17 protein-coding genes and 2 tRNA genes are annotated in these 25,844 nt (G+C 51.6%); 9 read left to right on the forward strand and 10 right to left on the reverse strand.

Translation table 11 applies throughout. The features are described 5' to 3' along the window. Window positions 1–146: 146 nt before the first annotated feature. Both carB and carA read right to left on the reverse strand, forming a co-directional pair. Window positions 147–3,395, reverse strand: a complete 3,249-nt coding sequence (gene carB, locus BARVI_RS00770) for a carbamoyl-phosphate synthase (glutamine-hydrolyzing) large subunit (RefSeq protein WP_025277384.1) — start codon at window positions 3,393–3,395, stop codon at window positions 147–149. Window positions 3,396–3,414: 19 nt separating this feature from the next. Then, a complete protein-coding gene (gene carA, locus BARVI_RS00775) occupies window positions 3,415–4,485 on the reverse strand; it encodes a glutamine-hydrolyzing carbamoyl-phosphate synthase small subunit (protein ID WP_025277385.1) in 1,071 nt (356 codons plus the stop codon). Between the two features lie 307 nt (window positions 4,486–4,792). Here carA and dapF point away from each other — a divergent pair, with 307 nt between their 5' ends. The 8 genes from dapF to BARVI_RS00815 all read left to right on the forward strand — a co-directional run bounded on the left by dapF (window position 4,793) and on the right by BARVI_RS00815 (window position 14,711). Then, window positions 4,793–5,632 carry a diaminopimelate epimerase gene (dapF, locus tag BARVI_RS00780; RefSeq protein ID WP_025277386.1) on the forward strand — a complete coding sequence of 280 codons (840 nt, stop codon included), beginning with the start codon at window positions 4,793–4,795 and terminating at the stop codon, window positions 5,630–5,632. A 17-nt stretch (window positions 5,633–5,649) separates the two neighbouring features. After that, window positions 5,650–6,885: an LL-diaminopimelate aminotransferase gene (locus BARVI_RS00785; protein ID WP_025277387.1), complete on the forward strand. Its 1,236-nt coding sequence runs from the start codon at window positions 5,650–5,652 to the stop codon at window positions 6,883–6,885. Between the two features lie 45 nt (window positions 6,886–6,930). Then, window positions 6,931–9,120 carry a glutamine synthetase III family protein gene (locus BARVI_RS00790; protein WP_025277388.1) on the forward strand — a complete coding sequence of 730 codons (2,190 nt, stop codon included), beginning with the start codon at window positions 6,931–6,933 and terminating at the stop codon, window positions 9,118–9,120. Window positions 9,121–9,254: 134 nt separating this feature from the next. Further along, window positions 9,255–11,147 (forward strand): amidophosphoribosyltransferase, encoded by a 1,893-nt coding sequence (locus BARVI_RS00795; protein WP_025277389.1) that lies wholly within the window; start codon window positions 9,255–9,257, stop codon window positions 11,145–11,147. A 185-nt stretch (window positions 11,148–11,332) separates the two neighbouring features. Further along, window positions 11,333–13,738, forward strand: a complete 2,406-nt coding sequence (feoB, locus tag BARVI_RS00800) for a ferrous iron transport protein B (protein WP_025277390.1) — start codon at window positions 11,333–11,335, stop codon at window positions 13,736–13,738. A gap of 23 nt (window positions 13,739–13,761) precedes the next feature. Beyond that, window positions 13,762–14,400, forward strand: coding sequence for a DUF3267 domain-containing protein (locus BARVI_RS00805; RefSeq protein WP_025277391.1), 639 nt, complete (start codon window positions 13,762–13,764; stop codon window positions 14,398–14,400). Continuing rightward, on the forward strand, window positions 14,397–14,603 hold the full coding sequence (locus tag BARVI_RS00810) for a hypothetical protein (protein ID WP_025277392.1): 207 nt from the start codon (window positions 14,397–14,399) through the stop codon (window positions 14,601–14,603). The genes BARVI_RS00805 and BARVI_RS00810 overlap by 4 nt, the downstream gene beginning before the upstream one ends. 37 nt (window positions 14,604–14,640) lie before the next feature. Next, window positions 14,641–14,711: transfer RNA gene (locus BARVI_RS00815), tRNA-Cys, on the forward strand. A 180-nt stretch (window positions 14,712–14,891) separates the two neighbouring features. Here the strand turns inward: BARVI_RS00815 and BARVI_RS00820 are convergent. The 5 genes from BARVI_RS00820 to BARVI_RS00840 all read right to left on the reverse strand — a co-directional run bounded on the left by BARVI_RS00820 (window position 14,892) and on the right by BARVI_RS00840 (window position 20,624). Next, a tRNA-Gln gene (locus tag BARVI_RS00820) sits at window positions 14,892–14,962 on the reverse strand. 97 nt (window positions 14,963–15,059) lie between these two features. Continuing rightward, a complete protein-coding gene (locus tag BARVI_RS00825) occupies window positions 15,060–15,788 on the reverse strand; it encodes a lysophospholipid acyltransferase family protein (protein ID WP_025277393.1) in 729 nt (242 codons plus the stop codon). A gap of 189 nt (window positions 15,789–15,977) precedes the next feature. Then, window positions 15,978–16,688, reverse strand: a complete 711-nt coding sequence (gene rprY, locus BARVI_RS00830; protein WP_008861620.1) for a response regulator transcription factor RprY — start codon at window positions 16,686–16,688, stop codon at window positions 15,978–15,980. Between the two features lie 2 nt (window positions 16,689–16,690). Further along, a complete protein-coding gene (locus BARVI_RS00835; protein ID WP_025277394.1) occupies window positions 16,691–18,232 on the reverse strand; it encodes a sensor histidine kinase in 1,542 nt (513 codons plus the stop codon). Window positions 18,233–18,464: 232 nt separating this feature from the next. Further along, entirely contained in the window at window positions 18,465–20,624 is a 2,160-nt protein-coding gene (locus tag BARVI_RS00840) for an elongation factor G (RefSeq protein ID WP_025277395.1), read from the reverse strand. 326 nt (window positions 20,625–20,950) lie between these two features. On the opposite strand from BARVI_RS00840, the gene hemW reads away from it, so the two are divergent. After that, complete coding sequence (hemW, locus tag BARVI_RS00845) at window positions 20,951–22,081, forward strand: radical SAM family heme chaperone HemW (RefSeq protein ID WP_025277396.1); 1,131 nt, start codon at window positions 20,951–20,953, stop codon at window positions 22,079–22,081. Window positions 22,082–22,124: 43 nt separating this feature from the next. Here hemW and BARVI_RS00850 read toward each other — a convergent pair whose 3' ends face one another. From BARVI_RS00850 to BARVI_RS00860, 3 genes are all read right to left on the reverse strand, one after another. Then, a complete protein-coding gene (locus BARVI_RS00850) occupies window positions 22,125–22,796 on the reverse strand; it encodes a DUF2490 domain-containing protein (RefSeq protein WP_025277397.1) in 672 nt (223 codons plus the stop codon). A 2-nt stretch (window positions 22,797–22,798) separates the two neighbouring features. Then, on the reverse strand, window positions 22,799–23,272 hold the full coding sequence (gene rlmH, locus BARVI_RS00855; RefSeq protein ID WP_025277398.1) for a 23S rRNA (pseudouridine(1915)-N(3))-methyltransferase RlmH: 474 nt from the start codon (window positions 23,270–23,272) through the stop codon (window positions 22,799–22,801). A 201-nt stretch (window positions 23,273–23,473) separates the two neighbouring features. After that, complete coding sequence (locus BARVI_RS00860) at window positions 23,474–25,828, reverse strand: PKD domain-containing protein (protein ID WP_084546941.1); 2,355 nt, start codon at window positions 25,826–25,828, stop codon at window positions 23,474–23,476. Window positions 25,829–25,844 lie beyond the last annotated feature (16 nt).

The following is a 25,844-nucleotide window of genomic DNA, read 5'->3' on the forward strand; positions in this document are numbered from 1 at the left end:
TCTTTCCAGGAATCGTGAGAAACAATTCCTCTAAATAGTGAGCATAAAGATAATAATTTATTCCTTTTAGACAAAAAATAGTTATAAAAAAGCGCGGCCTTCACAGCAGGAGGTCGCGCTTTTGAGGTATGGAGGGATTTCTCGCTTTACTTGTACTCGTCCCAGCTCTTGATTTGAATGTCGTCGATATTCAAGCTGCAAAAAGCCTCGATAAAGGCCGAAGCCAACCGGGCGTTGGTGATAAGCGGAATGTTGAAGTCGATGGCTGCACGACGTATCTTGTAGCCGTTGTCGAGCTCCTTTTGCGTCAGATTCTTGGGAATGTTCACCACCAGGTCAATCTGCTTGTTGTGCAGCATCTCCAAGGCCTGAGGTTCGTGATCGCTCTCGCTGGGCCAGTAGACCTTCACGGCCGGGATACCGTTGTCGGTGAGGAACTGGTGCGTTCCGCCCGTGGCAAATAGGTTGTATCCCTTCTCATGCAGGAGCTGTGCGGCTTCGAGCATATCGGCCTTCTGTTTGGCGGTACCGGTTGAGAGCAGGATATTCTTTTTGGGAATCTGGTAGCCGACCGAGAGCATGGCTTTCAAGATGGCTTCGCTCGTGTCGAGTCCCAGACAGCCTACCTCGCCGGTCGAGGCCATGTCGACACCCAGCACAGGGTCGGCCTTCTGCAAGCGGGAGAAGGAGAATTGCGAGGCTTTGATGCCCACATAGTCGAGGTCGAACTCGTTCTTGCCCGGTTTTTCTACCGGCAGTCCCATCATCACCTTCGTGGCCAGTTCGATGAAGTTGATTTTCAAAACCTTCGATACGAACGGGAAGCTACGCGAAGCTCGCAGGTTGCACTCGATTACCTTGATGTCGTTGTTCTTGGCCAGGAACTGGATGTTGAAGGGGCCCGATATGTTGAGCGCCTGAGCTATCTGCCCGGCTACCTTCTTGATGCGTCGCACGGTCTCGACATAGAGCTTTTGCGGCGGGAACTGTATGGTGGCGTCGCCCGAGTGTACACCGGCAAACTCGATGTGCTCCGATATGGCGTAGATGATGATTTCGCCATTGCGGGCCACAGCGTCCATCTCAATCTCTTTGGCATGTTGGATAAACTCGCTGACAACAACCGGGTGTTTCTTCGATACGTTGGCGGCCAGTTGCAGGAACTGTTCCAGCTCGGCATTGTTCGAGCAGACGTTCATGGCAGCTCCCGAGAGTACGTAAGAGGGGCGCACCAGCACGGGATAGCCCACCTCTTTCACGAAGTCGTAGATGTCGGCCAACGAGGTCAGCTCGCGCCAGCGGGGCTGGTCGATACCCAGCGAGTCGAGCATCGACGAGAATTTGTGACGGTCTTCGGCGTTGTCGATACTGTCGGCCGTCGTACCCAGTATGCTCACGTGTTGCTCGTCGAGGCGCGTGGCCAGGTTGTTGGGTATCTGTCCACCGGTCGAGAGGATTACGCCGTGAGGATTTTCGAGTTCGAGAATATCCATCACCCGTTCGAAGGTCAGCTCGTCGAAATAGAGCCGGTCGCACATGTCGTAGTCGGTTGATACCGTCTCGGGGTTGTAGTTGATCATCACGCTGCGGTAACCCTCTTTGCGAATGGTATTCAAAGCCTGCACGCCGCACCAGTCGAACTCTACCGAGGAGCCGATGCGGTAGGCTCCCGAGCCCAGTACCACAATCGACTTGCGGTCGCCCAGGTATTTCACGTCGTTGGCGATACCGCTGTAAGTCAGATACAGATAGTTGGTCTGGGCCGGATATTCGGCAGCCAGCGTGTCGATTTGTTTTACCACGGGGACGATGCCCAGCGATTTGCGGAACTGGCGCACCCACTGCATGTGGCAGTCTTCCATCTTCTCTTTCCAGATGGCACGGGCGATCTGGAAATCGGAGAAGCCCTGTATCTTGGCCCTACGCATGAGGTCGTAGTATTTCTCGGGATTCTCGGCGCTGGTAATCGACTCGTCAAGCTCTTCCAAGTCGTGAGCCGTGCGCACGATGTTCATCAGTTTTTGCAGGAACCAGCAGTCGATTTTGGTCAGTTCGTGAATCTGGTCTACCGTATAACCGGCACGCATGGCCTTACTGATGACAAAGATACGTTTGTCGGTAGGCTCGTGCAGCGATTTGTCGATGTTGGGAATCACCAGTTCCTTATTCTCTACGAAGCCGTGCATGCCCTGACCAATCATGCGCAGACCTTTCTGGATAGCCTCCTCGAAGGTGCGGCCGATAGCCATGACCTCGCCGACCGATTTCATGCTCGAACCCAGTTCGCGGTCTACGCCCTGAAACTTACCCAAGTCCCAGCGGGGTATCTTGCAGACAATGTAGTCGAGTGCCGGCTCGAAGAAGGCGCTGGTCTCTTTGGTTACCGAGTTTTTCAAGTCGAACAGACCGTAACCCAATCCCAGTTTGGCGGCAACAAAGGCCAGCGGATAACCCGTGGCTTTCGAGGCGAGGGCCGACGAGCGGCTCAATCGGGCATTCACCTCGATTACCCGGTAGTCTTCCGACTTGGGATCGAAGGCATATTGTACGTTGCACTCGCCCACGATACCGATGTGACGAATGATGCGTATGGCCAGTTCGCGCAGTTTGTGATATTCGCTGTTGGTGAGCGTTTGCGACGGTGCCACCACGATACTTTCGCCCGTGTGGATTCCCAGCGGGTCGAAATTCTCCATGTTACATACCGTGATGCAGTTGTCGTAGCGGTCGCGCACCACCTCGTATTCGATCTCTTTCCAGCCTTTGAGCGATTTCTCTACCAGAATTTGGGGCGAGAACGACAGGGCCTTTTCGGCCTTGATGCGCAGCTCCTCTTCGTTGTCGCAGAAACCACTGCCCAAGCCTCCCAGGGCGTAGGCAGCCCGAATGATGATGGGGTAGCCCAGTTCGGCAGCCGCTTGGGCGGCATCTTCTATGGAGTTGACGGCCTCGCTCTTGATGGTCTTCACATCGATTTCATCGAGCTTTTTGACAAAGAGTTCGCGGTCCTCGGTGTCCATGATAGCCTGTACTGGTGTGCCCAGCACCTGCACGTTATACTTTTCGAGCGTGCCGGCCTGATAGAGTTGTACACCGCAGTTAAGAGCCGTCTGTCCGCCGAAGGCTAACAGAATACCGTCGGGTTTCTCCTTTTGGATGACCCGCTCGACAAAGTAGGGGGTTACCGGCAGGAAATAAATCTTGTCGGCTACACCCTCCGACGTCTGCACCGTAGCGATGTTGGGGTTGATCAAAACCGTCGTGATGCCTTCCTCTTTAAGGGCTTTCAAGGCTTGCGACCCGGAATAGTCAAATTCGCCGGCTTCACCTATTTTCAAGGCTCCGGAGCCCAACAACAGTACTTTCTTTATTTTTTTGATCTCTTCTTGGTTCATAGGTCTGATATTTCCGGGTTTACAACAGTTTTACAAATTCGTCGAATAAGAATTCGGTATCGGTAGGACCACTGGCGGCTTCGGGGTGGAACTGGGCCGAGAAGTAGGGTTTCGATTTGTGACGAATACCCTCGTTGGTCCCGTCGTTCATATTAATGAAGAGCGGTTCCCAATCGGCACCGAGGGTCGAGTTGTCTACGGCAAAGCCGTGATTCTGCGAGGTGATGAAGCAGCGGTTCGTGCCCACCTGACGCACCGGCTGGTTGTGACTGCGGTGGCCATATTTGAGCTTGTAGGTACGGGCTCCTCCGGCCTTCGACAGCAACTGGTTCCCCATGCAGATGCCGAAGATGGGTTTGATTCCGCTCATGGCCTGGCGTATGTGTTCTACGGTAATGCCACACATGTCGGGGTCGCCCGGACCGTTGGAGATAAACAGCCCGTCGTAGTCGAGCGTGTTGAAATCGTAATCCCAGGGTACGCGAATCACGGTCACATCGCGTTTGAGCAGGCAGCGGATAATGTTGTGCTTGACGCCACAATCGACCAGAACAACTTTTTTCTGCCCGTTCCCATATCGGATCACCTCTTTGCAGCTCACTTTGGCCACCAGATTGGAGAGGTTGGGGTCGACAAACTCGATGTCTTCGCCACCGTCGATGACGATTTTCCCTTTCATGGAACCATGCTCTCTCAATCGCTTGGTCAACTCGCGGGTGTCGATGTCGTAGATGCCGACTACTTGTTCTTCTTTCAACCAGTCGGCCAGACTTTTATCGGCGTTCCAGTGACTGTATTCAAACGAGTAGTCCGATACGACCAACGCTTCGACATGAATTTTCTCCGATTCATAGAATCGCGACAATCCATTCACCTTTTCCCGTCGAGGTACTCCGTAGTTTCCGATAAGTGGATAGGTAGTCACTAAGATTTGTCCGGAGTAGGAGGGGTCGGTCAAACTTTCGGGGTAGCCCGTCATGGCAGTGTTGAAGACGACCTCACCGGCAACAGGTTTTTCGTAGCCAAATGATTTCCCGACAAATACGGTACCGTCATCAAGGATTAGAGAAGCCTTTTTTGTTGTTTGCATTACGATAGAATTATATATGTATTAGTAATTAGCTTAGTTGAGTAAGGTGGATTTCTATCGTGAAAACCATGCAAAGATAATGAAAAAATCCCTATTCCACAGGTTTTGCCGACAGATTGTAGAAATAAATTTTTCGACGGGACTGGTAGACAATCCTATACCGACCTGTTTTATATAACATAAATATATTTATACAATATTTATACTTTCGATTTGTAACTATCTTTGTCAAAAAGGCTAATTTTGCGACGAAATAATTGCATTTAGTTTTAGAAAACCAAAATGTTGTATCAAAAAGAGTGTTCTTATGAGATTCACAAAAATGCAAGGGGCAGGCAATGATTATATTTACCTGAATGGATTTGAAAAATTGCCGGCCGATTTGGGCAGTTTGGCCCGACAAATGAGTGACCGGCATTTTGGAATAGGTTCCGATGGATTGGTAATCATCATGCCTTCCGACAGTTGCGATTTTCGCATGCGCATGTTCAACTCCGATGGGTCGGAGGCCGAGATGTGCGGGAATGCCTCACGCTGCGTGGGCAAATATGTATATGACAAGGGTCTGACTACGAAAAAGGAACTGACACTCGAAACTCTGGCCGGGGTAAAACACCTCACACTACATACACAGAACGGTACAGTAGAACAGGTGACTGTCGATATGGGAGAGCCCATCTTGTCGGCCCCCGAAATTCCGGTGAATCTTTCCGACAGTCCCGTTATCGCTCACCCGTTGGAGGTCGAGGGAGAGACGTTTGCCATCACTTGCGTGTCGATGGGCAATCCGCACGCTGTCATTTTTCTCGATGGAATGGACCGTTACGACCTGCATCACATCGGTTCGCTCATCGAGCATCACGAGCTCTTCCCTCGTCGCACCAACGTGGAGTTTGTCGAGGTACAGTCGCCGCAAGACCTGAGGATGCGGGTTTGGGAACGTGGCGCCGGTGAGACATTGGCCTGTGGAACCGGGGCTTGCGCTACGCTGGTAGCTGCCGTGCTCAACGGCCGGAGCGACCGTCGGGCTACACTGCATCTGCTGGGAGGTGACCTCTCCATCGAGTGGCGCGAACAGAACAATCGAATTTACATGACCGGCGGCGCCGTCACCGTCTTTGAAGGGGAATGGCCCGACGTCAAATAATAAATAAGTAGAAGTATATGGTATTGATTAATGAGAATTATCTGAAACTCACCGAGAGCTATCTTTTCTCGGATATAAAAAAGAAGGTAACGGCCTATCAGGAGCAACACCCCGAGGCCAGAATCATCAGTCTGGGCATTGGCGACGTGACGCGCCCCATCGTTCCGGCCATTATCGAGGCCATGCACAAGGCTGTCGATGAAATGGGCCATGCCGAAACTTTCCGGGGCTACGGACCTGAACAGGGTTACCGCTTTTTGCAGGACCGCATTATCGAACACGATTACCGTTCGCGGGGTGTCGAGCTCGATGCCGATGAGATTTTTGTGGGTGACGGAGCCAAGAGCGACTTGGGAAACATCGGCGATATTCTGAGTGTAAAGAATCGGGTAGCCGTGACCGATCCCGTCTATCCCGTCTATGTCGATACCAACGTCATGGCCGGTCGGGCCGGCGAGTTGGCCGGTGACGGTGAGCATTGGAGCCAGATTGTCTATCTGCCCTGTACGGCCGAAAACAATTTCGTCCCCGCATTGCCTACCGAACGTCCCGATATTATTTACCTGTGCTATCCCAATAACCCCACCGGCACGGCTCTCTCGAAAGAGGAGTTGCAGAAGTGGGTCGACTATGCTCTCGAAAACGAGTCGCTTATCCTCTTCGATGCCGCCTACGAGGCCTTTATCCACGACGAGAATATCCCGCACAGCATCTACGAGATGAAGGGTGCCAAACAGGTTGCCATCGAATTCCGCAGCTTCTCCAAGACAGCCGGCTTTACAGGCTTGCGCTGCGGCTATACCGTTGTACCCAAAGAGTTGAAACTCTACAATGCCGCTGGCGAGAAAGTCGGTGTAAACCGCCTGTGGAACCGCCGGCAGACCACCAAGTTCAACGGTACCTCCTACATCGTTCAACGGGCTGCCGAGGCTGCATACAGTCAGCTGGGAACACAACAGATAAAAGAGTCTATCGAATACTATATGCGCAACGCTCGACTCCTGAAAGAGTCGCTCCAACGCATCGGTCTGCAAATTTTCGGTGGAGATAATGCTCCTTATATTTGGGTAAAGACCCCCAATGGATTATCTTCGTGGAAGTTTTTCGACCGTCTGTTGCACGAGTGCCATATTGTGGGAACCCCCGGTGTCGGGTTCGGTCCTTCGGGCGAAGGCTATTTCCGCTTGACGGCGTTCGGGCGGTATGAAGATACGGTCGAAGCCATTTCGCGTATTCAGGAGTGGAAGTTGTAAAACAGGAAGAGAAGAAACATATCATTTAACCTAATAGATTCAACTATGTCAATGCTAAGATTCAAGGTGACGAAAGAGGCTTTTAGTCGAAAGGCTGTCCCTGTGAACTATCCGAATGAGCGACCGTCTGAGTATTACGGACGATATGTCTTTAACCGGGAGAAGATGTTCAAGTATCTTCCCAAAAAGACTTATGAGGCTGTAATCCAGGCCATCGACAACAGCACTCCGCTGAGTCGCGAGGTAGCCGACAGCGTCGCTGCCGGTATGCGCAAGTGGGCCCTCGAAATGGGAGCTACACACTACACACACTGGTTCCAGCCGCTCACCGACGGTACGGCTGAAAAGCACGATGCGTTTATCGAGCACGACGGCAAAGGCGGTGTTGTCGAGGAGTTCTCGGGCAAGTTGCTTATCCAGCAGGAGCCCGATGCGTCGAGCTTCCCCAATGGGGGTATCCGCAACACCTTCGAGGCCCGGGGCTATTCGGCCTGGGACATCTCGTCGCCCGCATTTATACTCGACAAGACACTGTGTATTCCCACCGTTTTCATCTCCTATACGGGCGAGTCGCTTGACTACAAGACACCCTTGCTGAAAGCATTGAACAGCGTGAATAAGGCGGCTACCGCCGTGTGCAAATATTTTGACAAGAACGTCAACCACGTCTACTCCTATCTGGGTTGGGAACAGGAATATTTCCTGGTCGACGAGAGCCTCTATGCAGCCCGTCCCGACCTGGTGCTCACCGGTCGCACCCTCATGGGGCACGAGAGCGCCAAGAACCAACAGCTCGAAGACCACTATTTCGGGGCCATTCCCTCGCGGGTCGAAGCCTTCATGCAAGATCTCGAAATCGAATGCCACAAGTTGGGTATCCCGGTAAAGACCTGTCACAACGAGGTAGCTCCCAACCAGTTCGAAGTAGCTCCTATCTTTGAAGAGACCAACCTGGCCAACGACCACAACCTGTTGCTCATGTCGGTGATGCGCGAGGTCGCTCGTCGTCACAATTTCAGAGTGCTGCTGCACGAGAAACCCTTCAAGGGTGTAAACGGTTCGGGCAAGCACAACAACTGGTCGCTGGGCACCGATACCGGAGTACTGCTCTTTGCTCCCGGCAAGACACACAAAGAAAACCTGCAATTCATTACATTCATTGTCAATGTAATGGCTGCCGTCTATAAATACAACGGTCTGTTGAAAGCCAGCATCTCGTCGGCCACCAACGGTCACCGGTTGGGAGCCAACGAGGCACCTCCCGCCATCATCTCCATCTTCATGGGCAAACAGATTAGCGAGGTATTGGCCAAATTGGCCAAGAGTACTTCGGAAGATGTGTTGAACATGAGTGGCAAGGCCGGGCTGAAACTGGACATCGCACAGATTCCCGAAATCCTGATGGACAACACCGACCGTAACCGCACGTCGCCCTTCGCCTTTACCGGTAACCGCTTCGAGTTCCGGGCCGTAGGTTCGTCGGCCAACTGCGCCAGCGCCATGATTGCCTTGAATGCCGCCGTGGCCTCCCAGTTGCAGGAGTTCAAGGAGCGGGTCGATGCACTCATCGTCGCAGGCAAGGAGAAGGAGCAGGCTATTCTCACGGTAGTCAAAGAACTGATCAATGAGAGCAAGGACATCTGCTTCGACGGTAACGGATACAGCGATGAGTGGAAGGCCGAGGCCGAACGTCGTGGTCTCGATTGCGAGACGAGCGTACCGCTCATCTTTGACAACTATCTGAAAGACGACGTGGTGAAGATGTTTGAACGCACACACGTCTTTACGCCCGTAGAGTTGCAGGCCCGCAACGAGGTGAAATGGGAGATATACACCAAGAAGATACAAATCGAGGCCCGTGTGCTGGGCGACCTGGCCATCAATCACATTGTGCCGGTAGCCACGCGCTACCAGTCGCTCCTGCTCGACAACGTGTTCAAGATTAAGAGTCTGTTCCCGGCCGAGAAGAGTGAGCAGATTGCCACGCAAGATATGGAGGTCATCGAGAAGATAGCCCACCACCTGCTCACCATCAAGGAGAAGGTACACACCATGGTCGAGGCTCGCAAGGTGGCCAACAAGATAGAGAACGAGCGCGAGAAAGCCATTGCCTATCATGATACGGTGGCTCCGCACCTCGACGAGATTCGCTATCACATCGACAAGCTCGAACTGATGATCGACAACGAGATGTGGCCGCTGCCCAAGTATAGAGAACTGTTGTTTATCCGTTAAAGCGAGTTCAGTAACCCCATCGAGATAAATGACCTATGAATACCGAAACGAGCCATAACAGAGATTTTGAAAATCTTGTTGTGGCTCGTTTTGTTTTATAACAAGAACAATCGTTTTTGGAGGAATCGATTTATATGACAGAAGTTATCAAACACGAGTGTGGCATAGCCATGGTACGGCTCTTGAAGCCGCTGGCCTATTATCAACAGAAATACGGCTCTTACATGTATGGGCTGAACAAGCTCTATCTGCTCATGGAGAAACAGCACAACCGGGGGCAGGAGGGGGCCGGTCTGGCCTGTGTGAAACTGCATGCGCAACCGGCCGAAGAGTTTATCTATCGCGAACGGGCGATGGGTACCGGTGCCATACAGGCGATTTTTGGCAATGTAAGGAATCAGATACAAAATACTCCCCACGACCCGACCGATGCCGAATGGGCCGCTCTGCATCTGCCCTTTGCCGGCGAGGTCTATATGGGACACTTGCGTTACAGTACCACCGGCCGTTCGGGGTTGTCGTATGTGCACCCGTTCCTGCGTCGGGGTAACTGGCGGTCGAGAAATCTGTTGCTGTGCGGCAATTTCAACATGACCAATGTCGACGAAATCTTTGGGAGCATTGTGGCTCAGGGACAGCACCCCCGCAGCTATGCCGATACGTTTGTCTTGCTGGAACAGCTGGGGCACGCCCTCGACCGGGAAAACCAGCGGCTGTATGACCGTTACAAGCAGGAGGGGCTTGGCGATATTGAAATTACCGAGGCTATCGAGAATAACCTGAATATTGCCGAGATACTCAAAAAGCCCTCACGCATTTGGGACGGCGGGTATGTCATTTGCGGCATGACCGGCAGCGGTGACATGTTTTCCTTCCGCGACCCGAGGGGCATTCGTCCGGCTTTTTATTACGCCGACGACGAAATTGTGGTTGTTGCATCGGAGCGTCCGGTAATACAGACAGCCATGAACGTGCAGGTCGAGCAGGTGCGCGAATTGCAACCGGGCGAGTGTCTGGTTGTGAACCGGCGCGGCGAGATGCACATCGAGCAAATCTTACAGCCGTTGAATTACAGCGCCTGTTCGTTTGAGCGTATCTATTTCTCGCGGGGAAGCGACGTCGACATCTATCGCGAGCGCAAGGAGTTGGGCCGCTATTTGGCTCCCCAGATTTTGAAGAGTATCAACTACGACCTGGAACATACCGTATTTTCATTTATTCCCAACACGGCCGAGGTGGCTTGGTATGGCATGCTCGAAGGGCTGGACAGCTATCTGAGCGAGCAGAAACTTGCCCGCATCCGTCAGGCCGGTGAGCACCTCACCGACGAGGAGTTGCGGCAGATACTCTCGCTGAAAGTCCGTTCCGAGAAAGTGGCCATCAAGGACATCAAGTTGCGTACCTTTATTGCCGAGGGTGATACCCGCGACGATTTGGCCGCCCACGTCTACGACATCACCTACGGTACCGTGGCTCCGGGTGTCGACAACCTCGTCGTCATCGACGACAGTATCGTGCGGGGTACCACCTTGCGACAAAGTATCATCAAGATACTTGACCGGCTTCACCCCAAGAAGATCATTATCGTATCTTCGTCACCCCAGGTACGGTTCCCCGACTGTTACGGTATCGATATGTCGCGCATGGGTGAATTTATCGCCTTCAAGGCTGCGATGGAGCTGTTGAAAGAGCGGGGCATGCAGTCGGTTATCGATGAGGTTTACCGCAAGTCCAAGGCCCAGCAGAATCTCCCCAAGGAAGAGGTGGTCAACTATGTGAAAGAGATTTATGCCCCCTTCACGCAAGAAGAGGTATCGCAGAAAATCGCTCAGATGCTTACCTCCGACGACATTACCGCTCAGGTCGAGATTATTTATCAGACACTCGAAGGGTTGCATCAGGCCATTCCCGGTCACCCCGGCGACTGGTACTTCTCGGGCAATTATCCCACGCCGGGAGGTAATCGGTTGGTAAACAATGCCTTTGTTAATTTCATGGAAGGCGCCGACAGTAAGCGACAACAATAAAATGCCTTGTTAGACAGATGTAAGGCGGGACGATGTGTGCGCATCGGGCCCGCCTTTCTGTTTCAGTGCTGTGAAAATATGTTATTATTTATACGGATTATAAATAATATATAGGGGGAATATAGCAATAAATCGGAACATTTTGCGAAATTTGCAGTCTGAAACATAGATAAACAAGATAGAATATGCGGTTGTCCGATTTGAAAACAGGCGAAAAAGCGGTTGTTGTAAAGGTATTAGGTCACGGTGCGTTCCGTAAACGGATTATCGAAATGGGGTTTGTGAGAGGGCAGACTGTCCTCGTCGAGCTGAATGCCCCGTTGAAAGACCCGATTAAATATAAAATCATGGACTACGAAATCTCGTTGCGCCGCAGCGAGGCTTCGTTGGTCGAGGTGATTACCCCCGAAGAGGCCGAGGCCGTTTTTGCTGATGACCATAAAGGAAGCAGTGAGTCGAAACTGACACCGTCGGAAGAGGACGAATGTATACAACGGGCTCTCACGAAGAGTACCAAGACCATCAATATTGCCCTGGTGGGAAATCCCAACTGCGGCAAGACCTCGCTCTTCAACATCGCTTCGGGAGCTCATGAGCACGTGGGCAATTACAGCGGTGTTACCGTCGATGCCAAGCAAGGATTTTTCGAGTACAACGGCTATCATTTCAATATCTATGATTTGCCCGGCACCTATTCGCTGTCGGCCTACTCGCCCGAGGAGCTCTATGTGCGCCGCTACCTCAAAGACGAGACACCTGATGTGCTGGTCAACGTGGTCGTAGCTTCCAATCTGGAACGGAATCTCTATCTCACGACCGAGCTTATCGATATGGACTACCGCATGGTCATCGCGCTGAACATGTTCGACGAGTTGGAACAAAGCGGTGGTAAGATCGATTATCAGCATCTGGGCAACATGATAGGTGTGCCTATTGTCCCCACGGTCTCCCGCTCGGGCAAAGGGGTAAACCAGTTGTTCGATACCATCATCGATGTCTATGAAGGTCGCAACGAGGCCGTGCGCCACGTCCACGTCAATTTGGGTAATGTCATTGAAAACGGCATCACCCCGCTGAAAAACATGTTGAAGCAGGACCCCACCTGCACGCGGGAATTTTCGCCCCGCTATCTGGCCATCAAACTGCTCGAAGGCGATGCCGAAGTGAAGAAGATTTTGGAGGGAGCCGATTCCTATCCTGCATTGATGAAACTGCGCGACCAAGAGGTCAAAGAGATTGAGACTACGTTGAACGAGGATATCGAGTCGGCCATAGCCAACGAGAAATATGGATTTATCTCGGGCGCTCTGGCCGAGACCTATACGCCGGGCGACAAGGAGGAGACGAAGACAACCCGTCTCATCGACTCGTTTGTCACCAACAAGCTGTTCGGATTCCCCATTTTCATCTTTCTCATGTGGCTCATGTTCGAAGCTACCTTCTCGCTGGGGGCATACCCCATGTCGTGGATAGAGAGTTTTGTCGCCTGGTTGTCCGATCTGGTCTCCACCTACATGCCGGCAGGCCCCTTGAAGGATTTGTTAATCGACGGTGTGCTCGGTGGAGTAGGAGGGGTAATCGTCTTCCTGCCCAACATCTTGATACTCTATCTTTTCATCTCGTTCATGGAGGATTCGGGGTATATGGCCCGAGCCGCTTTCATCATGGACAAGATCATGCACAAGATAGGTCTGCACGGAAAATCGTTCATACCGCTGGTCATGGGCTTCGGCTGCAACGTGCCGGCCATCATGGCTACCCGTACCATCGAGAGCCGCAGCAGCCGGCTGATAACCATACTTATCGACCCGTTTATCTCGTGCAGTGCCCGTATCCCCATCTATATCCTGTTGGTGGGGACCTTCTTCTCCCAGCATGCCAGTCTGGTTCTGGTGAGCCTCTATCTGTTGGGCATTCTGGTTGCTATCGTTACTGCCAAACTGTTGAGGCGTTTCCTCTTCAAAGTCGACGAGACCCCCTTTGTCATGGAGTTGCCTCCCTATCGTATGCCTACTGCCAAAGCTACCTTGCGACACATGTGGAGCAAAGCCGAACAGTATCTGCGCAAGATGGGTGGGATAATCCTGGTCGCCTCGGTCATCATTTGGGCATTGAGTTATTTTCCGCGGCCCAAGGAAGCCTATGAGCGGGAACTCACCCCGCAGGAGCAGATGGAGCAGCAGAGCAACTCCTACCTGGGTAGGATAGGGCAGGCCGTGACACCACTTGTCGAGCCACTCGGTTTCAACTGGAAGGTAACAACCTCGCTGCTGTCGGGAACGGCCGCCAAGGAACTGGTCGTAAGTACGCTCGGGGTATTGTACTCCGAGAGCGATTCGGACGAAGGTGTTTCGCTGTCGCAACGTATCTCACAGCCCAATCCCGAAACCGGCAAGCCCGATTTCACCCCTTTGATAGCCCTCACGTTTATGGTGTTCGTGTTGCTCTATTTCCCGTGTGTAGCCTCGGTTACCGCTGTCATCAAGGAGTCGGGCAGTTGGAAATGGGGTCTCTTTACCATCGTCTACAATACTTGTGTGGCTTGGATTGTCGCGTTCCTTGTTTATCAGATAGGTTCATTGTTTATATAACGGATTAACAACTCGATAAAGTTATGGATAAAGAGCGCTTTTTGGCCTTCTATGAAGAGGCAGGATACCGGGTTGTCGACTCGTTTGCATACAGCGACATCAAACTCTTTCTGATGCGGAATCGCCCCAAAATCGCTTGCCGGGTGCTCTACGGGGTTATTATGCTGTTGATACTCTTAGGTATTGGATTGATGATAGGGGGCTTGTGGAAACAGGCCGGAGAGGCCGGGCAGTTCTGGCTCGAAACAGGCGGAAGTCTCATTTTTGCCTTGGTCGGTTGCGCCCTCCTTATCCCGGTACACGAGTTTATACATTGGCTCGTTTATCGGAGCGAAGGGGCTGCCGATGTCCGTTTCGGAGCCATTTGGCACTCTTTTGCCTTCTATGCGGCCGCACATAACTTCCTGGCCGATTACAAGACCTTCAAACGCATCGCTCTGGCCCCGCTGTATCTGTTGTCGGCTCTGTTGCTCTTGTTGCTGTTGTTCCCCATGCCGCTGTGGGGTAAGGTGGCCGTGGCCCTTGTGCTGCTGTTTCACCTCAGTTCCTGCTCGGGAGACCTGATGATGCTTGCGTATATGAGCCGGTACAAGCACCGCCGTGTGTTTACGGTCGACGATATGGATAACCAAGTTACCTATTTTCTGGAAAAACAATCATGAGTGCCGAAATTCAAATCTGGATTGTAGCCATTCTCCTGTTTGGGGCGTTGGCCTATGTTATTTACAAGATAGTCAATCTGGTGCGTGGGCGCAAGGAGTCGGCTTCGTCTTGCTGCGGTTGCGACATACCTTGTAAGGCTCGAGATTTAAAAGTGCAAAAGGCGAAAAAAATAGATACGAAGTATTGCAAAATAGAAAAATAGAGCCTATCTTTGCACCGCAATCACTCAAAAGAAGCATGGTTCCTTGGCCGAGTGGTTAGGCGCCGGTCTGCAAAACCGTTTACAGCAGTTCGATTCTGCTAGGAACCTCACTCGAAAGACTCGCTTTTACAGCGGGTCTTTTTTGTTTTAAATCGGTTTGGATTCCCGGTGTAGTGTCAATGAAGAGGACGAGAAGGTGGCGATGTAGAAAGGGACGATGTGACGAGCTTTTGTCGGGGGACAGGAGGATACAAAAAAGCCATCTTCGTTGGGGAAGATGGCCTTTTGTTGTCCGGGAAGGATTCGAACCCTCACAGGCGGAACCAGAATCCGAAGTGCTACCATTACACCACCGGACAATCTTTGTTTGTTTTGCGATTGCAAAGTTGCAAATTTATTTTTATATAGCTACTCAATGAGGCGAAAAAAAACGGCTGTTTAACGCTTTTTTACATATTACCTTTTTAATGGGAGAGCCGATTCGATAATCTCGTAAGACTGCTTCATCAGTTGGTCCATGTCATGCCCTTCATTCTCATGAGGATAGATAGGAGGGTGTATGGTCAGGACAATTTTACCGGGTTTGAAGTTGTAGGTCGTGCGGGGCATGACGGAAAAAGCGCCGTCGATAGTCAAGGGGACTACCGGGAGCGAAAATTCCACAGCCAGCTGAAAGGCTCCACGTTTGAAGGGACGCATGGCACCGGTCCAGGTGCGGGCACCTTCGGGAAATACGACGAGCGACATGCCGCCTTTCAAGGTATCTTCGGCCTTTTGCAGGGTCCCTTTCAAGTGTCCGGGGGTGGAGTTGTCGACAAAGATATGTCCGGCCGCAGCACAGGCGCTTCCTACAAACGGAATGTTGCGCAGGCTCTTTTTCATCATCCACTTGAAATTATGGTTCAGATACCCGTAGATGAGAAATATGTCGTAGGCTCCCTGGTGGTTGGCTACAAAAACATAGGAGGTGTTCTTGTCGATATTTTCGCGGCCTCGTACCTCGATACGCACGAGAGAGAAGATACATACCAGCCGCGACCAGATGTGTGCCGGGTAGTAGCCCCATACGTTACCGTTGCCCAACCGGCACCCGATCAGTGTAATGAGAGCCGTAAGTATGGTGAAAACGAGGAGAATGGGCATGGCAATGAGCCACTGGTATAGGAATGTAAGGATACGTAGCATGTGTGTCTGTTTTTTGGTTGATATAGTTTGATTGCAAAGATAGTGTTCCCTGAGGGAGAAACAAACTTTGAAGCGATTTCTTTGTGATGGAATCTGTTTTTTGTGGTTCCTGGGAGAGCCGTATTGTGAGTTTGTATGGAGAAAAAGAAAGGCGGCCTGTAAAGCCGCCTTTCTTGGTATAGGTTTGGATTATTTCGTCTTGGCTTCAACATCGGGAGCGATGAGCTTGTAGCCTTTGCCGTGGATATTGATGATTTCGATCGAGGGATCATCTTTGAGGTGTTTACGCAGTTTGGTAATGTAAACGTCCATGCTGCGGGCATTGAAATAGTTGTCGTCGATCCAGATGGTTTTGAGGGCGAAGTTCCGTTCGAGAATCTCGTTGACGTGAGCGCAAAGGAGGCTGAGCAACTCCGACTCCTTCGTGGTGAGCTTGGTGCTCTTGTCGTCGATGGCGAGAACCTGTTTCTGGGTATCGAAAGTGAAGCGGCCAATCTTGTACATGGTCACCTCTTTGCCCTTCTTGCCTTTTACACGACGCAAGATGGCTTCGATACGGAACACGAGCTCTTCCATGCTGAACGGCTTGGTGATATAGTCGTCGGCACCGATTTTGAAACCTTCGAGAATATCTTCTTTCAGCGATTTGGCAGTCAAGAATATGATGGGGACTTCACCGTTTACGGTACGAATCTCTTGTGCCAGCGTGAAGCCGTCTTTTTTGGGCATCATCACGTCGAGTACGCACAAGTCGTATTTGCCTTTGAGAAATGCCTTGTATCCGCTCTCTCCGTCTGAGAAGAGGTCGGCGGCATAGCCCTTAGCTTGCAAATACTCTCTCAACAGCATGCCAAGATTTTCATCATCTTCGCATAGTAGAATACGCAATCTTTCTTCCATAATCATTTGTTTTTTATTAGTGGTAGTGTTATTATAAATGTCGAACCTTGATTCAATTCGCTCTCTACGCGAATGTCGCCTTTGAGGTCGGTGATGATTTTGTGGACGTAGGCCAAACCCAGTCCGAATCCTTTCACGTCGTGGCGATTGCCCGTAGATACACGATAGAACTTATCAAATATTTTTTTCAAGTCTTCCCGTTTGATGCCGATACCGTTGTCGCGAATCGATATTTCCACCTTGTCGCCGATGGTGCGGGTGCGGATAAAGAGCGACAGCGGTACTTCCTCACGGCGGTATTTCACCGCGTTGTCAAGCAGGTTGAAAATGACGTTGGTAAAGTGCATCTCGTCGACCGATACGATAGCGTCCTCGGCTTCGAGGTCGGCATCGATGACACCGCCATATTTCTCGACTTTGAGTTTGAAGGTGCTCATCACGCTGGTTACGATGTCGTTCACGTCGACGTTGTGCAACTTCATGAGGGTCTTCTGTCGGTCGAACATCGACATTTGGAGCACCTTCTCGACCTGGAACCGCAACCGCTTGGTCTCGTCGTTGATGACTCCCGATATGTGCTGGAACAGCGCCGGACTCTTGGCCACCGAGGGGTCGTTGAGCATCTGTGCCGCCAGCGAGATGGTCGAGATGGGGGTCTTGAACTCGTGCGTCATGTTGTTGATGAAATCGTTTTTCATCTCGGTGAGCTTCTTTTGACGGAAGGCCACGATGATGGTAAACAGGAAGGTGACCAACAAGATGAAGGTAAAGGCAAACGAGGGTATCATGAATTTGACCGAACTCGATATGTAGTTACGCTTCGTGGGGAAGTAGACCTTCAAGTAGTTGATACGAGCCGGAGGATCGTTGGGGAAGATGGCTTGTGTAAAGAGATTCCCCTCGATTTTCGGGTCGTACTGGTTGGAACTATACAGGATTTTGTCGTTCTTGTTATAGATGGCAAACTGGAAGGGGAGGTTGAGCCCGTTGTTCTCAAACTCCGATTTCAGATAGGTTTCCAGTTTCTTGATGTCGATACGCTCCATCACGGGTCGGGTGCTGGCCTTGCTTAGCATATTGAGAATCACCTCGTTAAGCAATCCCTTTTGATAAAGGTATTGTCCTTTGCGGGCCTCCTGCATGTTGCGGTAGGTGCTGATGAGCGTATTGTGGTCTTTGGGACGAGGCGCGGCCGGCGTGATGATGGTGCTGGTCTGCTCTCTGAACGAGAAACTGGCCACACTTCCGTCGGGCGACACGATCGAAAACTGGTGATGGGTAGAGATATCCTGCTGGTCGTTTCGCTGTTCATACGACGCGAGCATCTTTTTCTCCTCCTCTTCCAGGTATTCGTCCAGATAACGTTGGGTTTCGTCGAGTTCGAGGCTGGTCGATACCGCATACAGGCTGCGCTTGACGGCCTCGGTAAATTGCTCGTTTCTCATCTTGATCATGTTCTCCATATACATGATTTGTATATAGAGCAACCCGATAAAGGTGAGTGCCATGATTACGGCCAGTAACCAAATCGTCGACTTTTTCATTTTGTTTGCCTCTCTGTCTTTTGTCCAAAACTTCGGTAGAGTGTTTATTTACATCATTTGTGCAAATTTATTACATAAACACCGATTCCGACGTTTTTGTTTTATTTTATGAAAACCTAAAAAATGAGTGTCGTTTAACACTTAACCGCAAATTTAACAAACAAATGTTTATATGCAAAAAAGCCGCTGGGAAAAACCAGCGGCTTTTTAATTATTTAACAAAACAAGACCGTTATTCGTCGGTTTGTTCGGCTTCGTAGGCTTTGAGCAGTTTCTCCTGTACGTCGGAGGGTACCAGTTCGTACGAGGCAAACTTCATCGAGAACGAAGAGCGTCCGCCGGTAATCGAACTGAGGGCGGTCGAGTAGGACGACATCTCTTTCAAGGGAACCTTGGCCGTAATCTTCTCGAATCCCTTTTCGCTCGACATACCCATGATGATGGCACGGCGCCCTTGCAGGTCGCTCATCACATCACCCATGACGTCCGAGGGAGTAAGCACTTCTACATCATATACCGGTTCGAGAATCTTGGGACCGGCGTTGCGGAAGGCTTCGCTGAATGCGTTTCGTCCGGCCAGACGGAAGGAGATTTCATTCGAATCTACCGGGTGCATCTTACCGTCGTAGATACATACCCGCACATCACGGGCGTATGAACCGGTGAGGGGACCTTGCTCCATACGGTCCATCAAACCCTTGACGATAGCCGGGATAAAGCGGGCATCGATGGCTCCACCCACGATACAGTTGCACACCACCAGTTTGCCACCCCATTCGAGGTCGATGGTCTGGGTATCGCGCACGTTCATGCGGTACTCCTGATTGTTGAAGCGATATACATCGGGAGCCGGCATACCTTCGTAATAAGGCTCTACAATGAGGTGAACCTCGCCAAACTGTCCGGCGCCACCCGATTGTTTCTTGTGACGGTAGTCGGCACGAGCCGCCTTGGTGATGGTTTCGCGGTAGGGAATACGGGGTTCGATAAACTCAACGGGGAGTTTGTCGTTGTTTTCGATACGCCATTTGAGCGTGCGCAGGTGGAACTCGCCCTGTCCCGAAACAATTGTCTGTTTCAACTCCTTGGATTGCTCAACCAGCCAGGTGGGATCCTCCTCGTGCATGCGGGTGAGAATCTCGCTCAGTTTCTCGGCGTCCGATTCGTTCACCGGCTTGATGGCTCGCTGGTATTTGGGTGCCGGGTATTTGATGAAGTCAAAATGGTATTCGCAACCTTTGGCGTTAAGAGTATTGCCGGTGCGCACATCTTTGAGTTTTACCGATGCGCCTATGTCGCCAGCCACGAGTTCATCGACCGGAGTCCGTATCTGGCCACACACGCAGAAGAGTTGAGCCAATCGCTCGCGTCCGTCGCCACGGTCTACATTGATCAAGTCGTCACCCTGGTGTACGGTACCCGACATCACTTTGAAATAGGATACCTCGCCGATGTGCGGCTCGACCGTCGTCTTGAAGCAGAAGAGGCTCGTGGGGCCGTTGGCATCGGGAGCCACCTCTTCGCCGGCCGTATTCACGGGCTTGGGCATCTCCGATACGAAGGGAACCACGTTGCCGAGGAACTCCATCATACGGCGCACTCCCATGTCGCGCAGAGCGCTCACGCAGAACACCGGGTAGATGCTGCGGGTAATCAACCCCTTGCGGATACCTTCGCGCATCTCGTCCTCGGTCAGAGAGCCTTGCTCAAAGAATTTTTCCATCAGCGTCTCGTCGTTTTCAGCAGCGGCTTCGACCAGTTTTTGATTCAACTCCCGGGCTTTTTCCATTTCGCTCTCGGGAATGTCCGATATAGTGGGCTTGCCACCCTCGGGTGACCAGCTATACATTTTCATCAGGAGAACGTCGATCATGGAGTTGAACGACGGCCCGCAACTGAGCGGGTATTGTACTTGCACGATTCGATTACCGAATGTCTCGCGCATTTGGTGGATTACGTTTTCGTAATCGGCCTTTTCGCCGTCGAGTTGGTTCATGGCGAAAAGAATGGGTTTGTTCAGGTTCTCGGCAGTACGGAAGATGTTTTGGGTCCCCACCTCGACTCCATATTGCGAGTCGATAACGATGACTCCCGTATCCGTTACGTTGAGGGCGGTTATGGCGCTACCCACGAAGTCGTCGGCTCCCGGGCAGTCGATCACGTTGAGCTTCTTTCCTAAAAATTCGGCATAAAAAACTGTGGAAAATACCGAGTAGCCATACTCTTTTTCCACAGGGAAATAGTCCGATACGGTGTTTTTACCTTCGACGGTCCCGCGGCGTTTTATGACACCACACTCGTAGAGCATAGCTTCTGCGAGGGTGGTCTTACCCGAGCCTTTGCTGCCCAACAGGGCAATGTTTTTGATTTCGTGAGATTGGTAAACTTTCATGATATTAAAGTTTTTAATAAGACAAGTACGCTTACGCGTTTTAAACAAAGCGTTCGCAAATTATGAATTATATTTCGAAAAAGCAACGGTGAGTATTATGTTACAAAACATTGTTTGAAAATCGGCTGACAGCTTTTGTTGCGAGCCGATGCCTCTCGTAAACGGGTCTCCAATATGAGGTTGTTCCCAAGGCCAAAGGAGCCTGTATGCCGTCGGTCGCCGCGTCCATGTTTTTCGAGGGTGGGGAACAGTAAGGACAGTCTCGATAAAAAAAACTCGGGCGAGAGACCTGTTTTGCCTGCGACTTTCACTACTTTTGCAGCACGATGGCAGGAGTTTATATTCACATTCCGTTTTGCGCAAGCCGCTGCATCTATTGCGACTTTTTTTCGTCGACCGATTCGTCGTGGCGGGGACGCTATGTCGATGCCGTCTGTCGGGAGTGGACGATGCGCCGCCATGAATTGGAGGGCGAGCCGGTCGAGACGCTCTATTTCGGAGGAGGTACACCCTCTACACTTATGCCTGCCGAGCGTGAACAGCTGTTCCAAGCACTTGCGGAGGGTATTGATTGGAAGGCTTGTCGCGAGGTGACCTACGAAGCCAACCCCGACGATGTGACCCCCGAGTTTATCGCTTCGTTGAAAGATACACCGGTCAATCGGTTGAGCATGGGGGTGCAGAGTTTCTCCGATGCCGACTTGTCCTTCCTGCATCGGCGCCATACGTCCCGTGCGGCGGTCGAGGCGGTGGAACGTTGTTTTGCAGCCGGATACGACAACCTCAGCATCGACCTCATTTATGGCCTGCCTGGCCAGACAATCGAGGGGTGGCGAGCCAATTTGCGACAGGCTCTGGCCTTGGGTGTGCCGCATATCTCGGCCTACAATCTCATTTACGAGGAGGGCACGGCCTTGTGGAGCATGCGCGAACGAGGGCTGGTGAAGGAGTGTGACGAAGAGCTGTCGTTGCAGATGTTCGACGAATTGATTGACCGCCTGGCTGCCGCCGGGTATGAACATTACGAGACTTCCAATTTTGCCCGCGACGGACGGTATGCTCGTCACAATACCTCCTATTGGAAGGGTACACCTTACCTAGGACTAGGGGCTGCGGCTCATAGCTATGACGGGCGGACACGTCGTTTTAATCCGGCGTCATTATCCGAATATATCGGTGCGATACAGACTGGACGTGTGGCCTATGCCGAAGAACGGGAATCGGCCGACAGCCTTTACAACGAACGTATTCTCACCTCGCTGCGCACCTGCTGGGGACTCGACTTGTCGCGATTGAGGGCCGATTTCGGCGAAGCTCGGGCGCAATATTGCCTCGAACAGGCTCAGCCTCATATCCGTGCCGGCCGCTTGGCTCTCGACGATGGCATATTGCGCATTACGCGAGCAGGGCTCTTTACCTCCGACGATGTGATGAGTGATCTTTTTTGGGTCGATTAGAGAGCATTGCTTTCTTTCTAGTAACTCTTATCCACACCTCTTTTTACAGTTTCAATTTATATCCCAGCGAGAAAAGGGTATTGAGTTGTTGGGGTGCTTTGCTCATGAGATGCTCTTCCCGCACCTTGCATTCGATAGAGTTCTTTCTATCGATGCGGTATTCGACGCCAGCATCGTACCACACGCGATCCATTTGGCCGCTTTGGCTGCCGTTGAGCAGGAGAAAGAGGTCGGCATGGAAGAAAGGCGTCCACCGGCTGTTGGGAATAGCATAACTGAACATGAACTTGTTTCGCCACTTGTTCAGCGGGTGTTTGTCACCTATGGTGTAGGTCGATTCAAATCGAGAACTCAGTGACAGCGACCAGTGACTCACGGGGTAAGAGAAGGTGGCTCCCAGGTGATAGCGGTGCCGGTTCTTATAGGTGCCCGGCGGTGTCTGCTGGTTCATATAGTAGTAAAGTACATTCAATTTCAAATGCTTGGGAATCACCGTGTAAGATACCGTAAAGATGGGCATATACCGTTCGTAGTATTTACCCAGGGTCCACACGTTTTGTTGCAGTTGCAGATTCACCCGGTCAATCTGTTTCGACAGGGTGAATCCCCACATGGTCCCCACTTCGCTGCTGTATTCCCGGGCGATGGCCGTCGAGGAGAATCCGGAGATAAGGAAAAGAGCGATGAGAGATGATTTTTTGAAAAATCGTTTCATATCTATTCGTGATGATAAGGTTCGTTATTCAGAATGGTCATGGCCCGGTAAAGTTGCTCGGTGAAAATAAGCCGAATCATTTGGTGGGAGTAGGTCATCTTGGAGAGCGAAATTTTTTCCTGCGCCGCTTGGTACGCTCGATTTGAGAATCCGTAGGGCCCCCCCACGACGAAAATCAGCCGCTTGGCTATGTTGGCCATCTTTTTTTCGAGGTACGAGGCAAATTGCAGCGACGTAAATTCCCGGCCGTGCTCGTCGAGCAGCACCACGTAGTCGCCGGGTTGCAGCGCCTTCAAGATGAGGTCGGCTTCACGCTCCTTCTGCTGGTCGGCGCTGAGGCTTTTGGTGTTGCGCAATTCGGGAATAACGGTCAACTCAAACGGTACATAATGGGCAAGCCGCTTGCTGTATTCGTCGATACCTTGAACAAAATAAGATTCGGTCGTTTTCCCTACGACCAGTAGCACTATTTTCATAGTGGCAAAGGTACACCTTTTTATGCGGTATTGATAATAATCCGTATAAAAAGAAAATATTCGAGGTGCGTTGCTCTTGTTGTTGTCACTATTTCATTCCAACAGGGCTGTCTCCATGAACTTTTATAGGCAGAAAAAACAAAAGGGAGAGAAGGGTAGTAACCCTTTTCTCCCTTGTTGGGATATGTACGGCGGTAACAGCTATCGCTTGATACCTTTTACCACCGTAGCCTCATGTTCTCGCACTACACGCACGAAATAGGTTCCCGTAGCCCAGGCCGAGGCGTCGATGACCGCTTGTCGTTCGGTCTTATCCAGCTCCCGGCGATACATGGTCCGGCCACTTTCGTCCGATACGATGACGGTCTGTGCTCCCTCGGGAAATTCTACCGTCACCTCCTGGTCAAATACAGTCGGATAGAGCGTTACTTGTGGAGCAACCACCTGTTCTACGGCACTGACACCATTTACACTTTGAGTAACCTTGATGTCATAGGTCGAGATGCTGTCGTTCAGGGTAAGTGTTGCCACCCGTTCTTCGATACCGTCGGGCAGACGGTCATACGAAATCAGTAGCGTATCAAGAGTGAGACCATTCGGTTTGCCTACGACCCGACACCAGTCGGCATCGCTCTGGACAGGAGTTTCATAACCATATATCGAGAAGAAAGGATACTCGACCGTACCAGCCTCTTTCCCCACTACCAGTGGTTCACGGTCGGTCGGGATAGGCGACATGACCGAGTGTATGATCGAAGGCATGATCATGTAGGAGGTGTGGTTGGCCCCTGCCGGGAAATAGGTACTTACGTCAATCCACTCCTTGTCTTTATACATGTAGGCCGTGTTCCCGTGGTCGCGGAACCGAGCCATGGCAAAGGAGACATCGACACTGTCGTTCTTCTCGGGGATACCGTCGACTACGATAAAGAATTCGTCATCGATGACCTTGGGGTTAAATTCAAATGCCGTACCAATCATCGTATTGCCCGATGGGGTATCCAGCTCGAATACTCGCCACCAGGTTGAGTCGAGTTTCTTGCCCGGCAATCCGTTTTCGCTGGTATAGAGATGTACTCCCACATCGGCAATCTGGTCGAGCAGATCTACGGCCGAAGCGGTGACGAAATAGACATAGGCTCCAAATACCAGGATAGGACGCGAGGGTTTGGAGAACTTTTCGGCATAGGCGGTGATACCCATGCTGTTGGTGCCGGGGAAAGTTCCGTAGCCTTCCAAATCGAACGTAGTCGCCTGGTCTCCAGGCTCGAAGTTGGTAATCAATCCGCTGTATTCTACCGATACATCTACTGCATCGTCCGATTCGCCATGTTCGTTAGCTACATGCAAACCCACGGAATGCTGGTGGAGGAAGTTGTAGGCTACAACCGGATTCTCCTCGGTCGAGGTTACCTGGGTATAAGGCTCGGGGCTCACTCCGTCGAAGGTCCATTCCCACGAAGTGGGGTAACCCGTCGAGTTGTCTTGGTACTGTACCCCGACCAACGGAGCCACCATGGGCAGACGAGTCTCGCTGAATCGGAATGTGGCCGGGGGCAATATGTGGGCTGTTGGAGCGGTGCCGGTTACCTTGACAAAAGCGGTGCGGGTCTTCGTGTCGCTACCCTCGGCATTGCTGACGGTCAGGGTTACATCGTAGAGCCCGTCACGGGTGTAGTATACCCGGGGATTCTGCTCGGTCGAGGTCGCCGGCGTTCCGCCGGGGAAAGACCATTGCCAGGCCGTGGGATTCCCGGTCGACATATCGGCAAAGGCAATCTCTTCGCCCGTATTTACCGCTACTTGTTCGATGGTTGATACACCGGTCAATTTCAATCCGTCGATGGCAAAGTCTCCAAAATAACCTCCCGAATTAAAGAAGTCGTCTTTACCCGAGGTATAGGTGAACCGTATCTGTACCTGTTGCCCGGCATACTTTTCGAGCGATACCGAAAATTCGTGCCAGCGCCAAGGCTTCTCTCCGTTTTCATCGGCACTGTTCCACAGCAATTCCGATGTGGCAAAAGCATCGGTCGATACCGCGATGTGCAGTCGGCAGAAATCGTCCATGTTCTGGCTGAATCCAACATATCCTTTTAGCATGGCATTGGCCGGTACATCGAGTTGGGGACTGGTAGCCGTGGCTATGCCTCGTTCGGCATATGAATATGGGCCTTCGATATATAAGGATTGTACATCGTCTGAGTCGTAGGTAGAGAATGCTCTCTCCGGTGTTTTCGAGTTAACATACTGCATCAGCTGCCAGGATATGCCTTCGGCGTTGACTAACGTCCAGCCCTCTGTTCCGTCATCAAAGTCTTCTTCCCACATGGTCACCTCACTGCCTGCACTTTGGCAGCTGAAATCGGCCGTGATGCCGGCAGCTGTCGAGCGGAACAGGTGAGGGGCCGATTGTTTGCCGGCAAATGAGATGCGTGGCGCTTCGGTCGGGGCAGTCCGTTTGTGTACGCGCTCTTGTACCAGTTGCTGAGCTCCTGTCGGGAGTGCAGCACAAAGCGCCATAGTCAGGATTAGGTTTACAAATACATTTTTCATACAATCTCTCCGTTAA

Origin of the sequence: Barnesiella viscericola DSM 18177 (genome assembly GCF_000512915.1) — a bacterium.
GTDB lineage: Bacteria > Bacteroidota > Bacteroidia > Bacteroidales > Barnesiellaceae > Barnesiella > Barnesiella viscericola.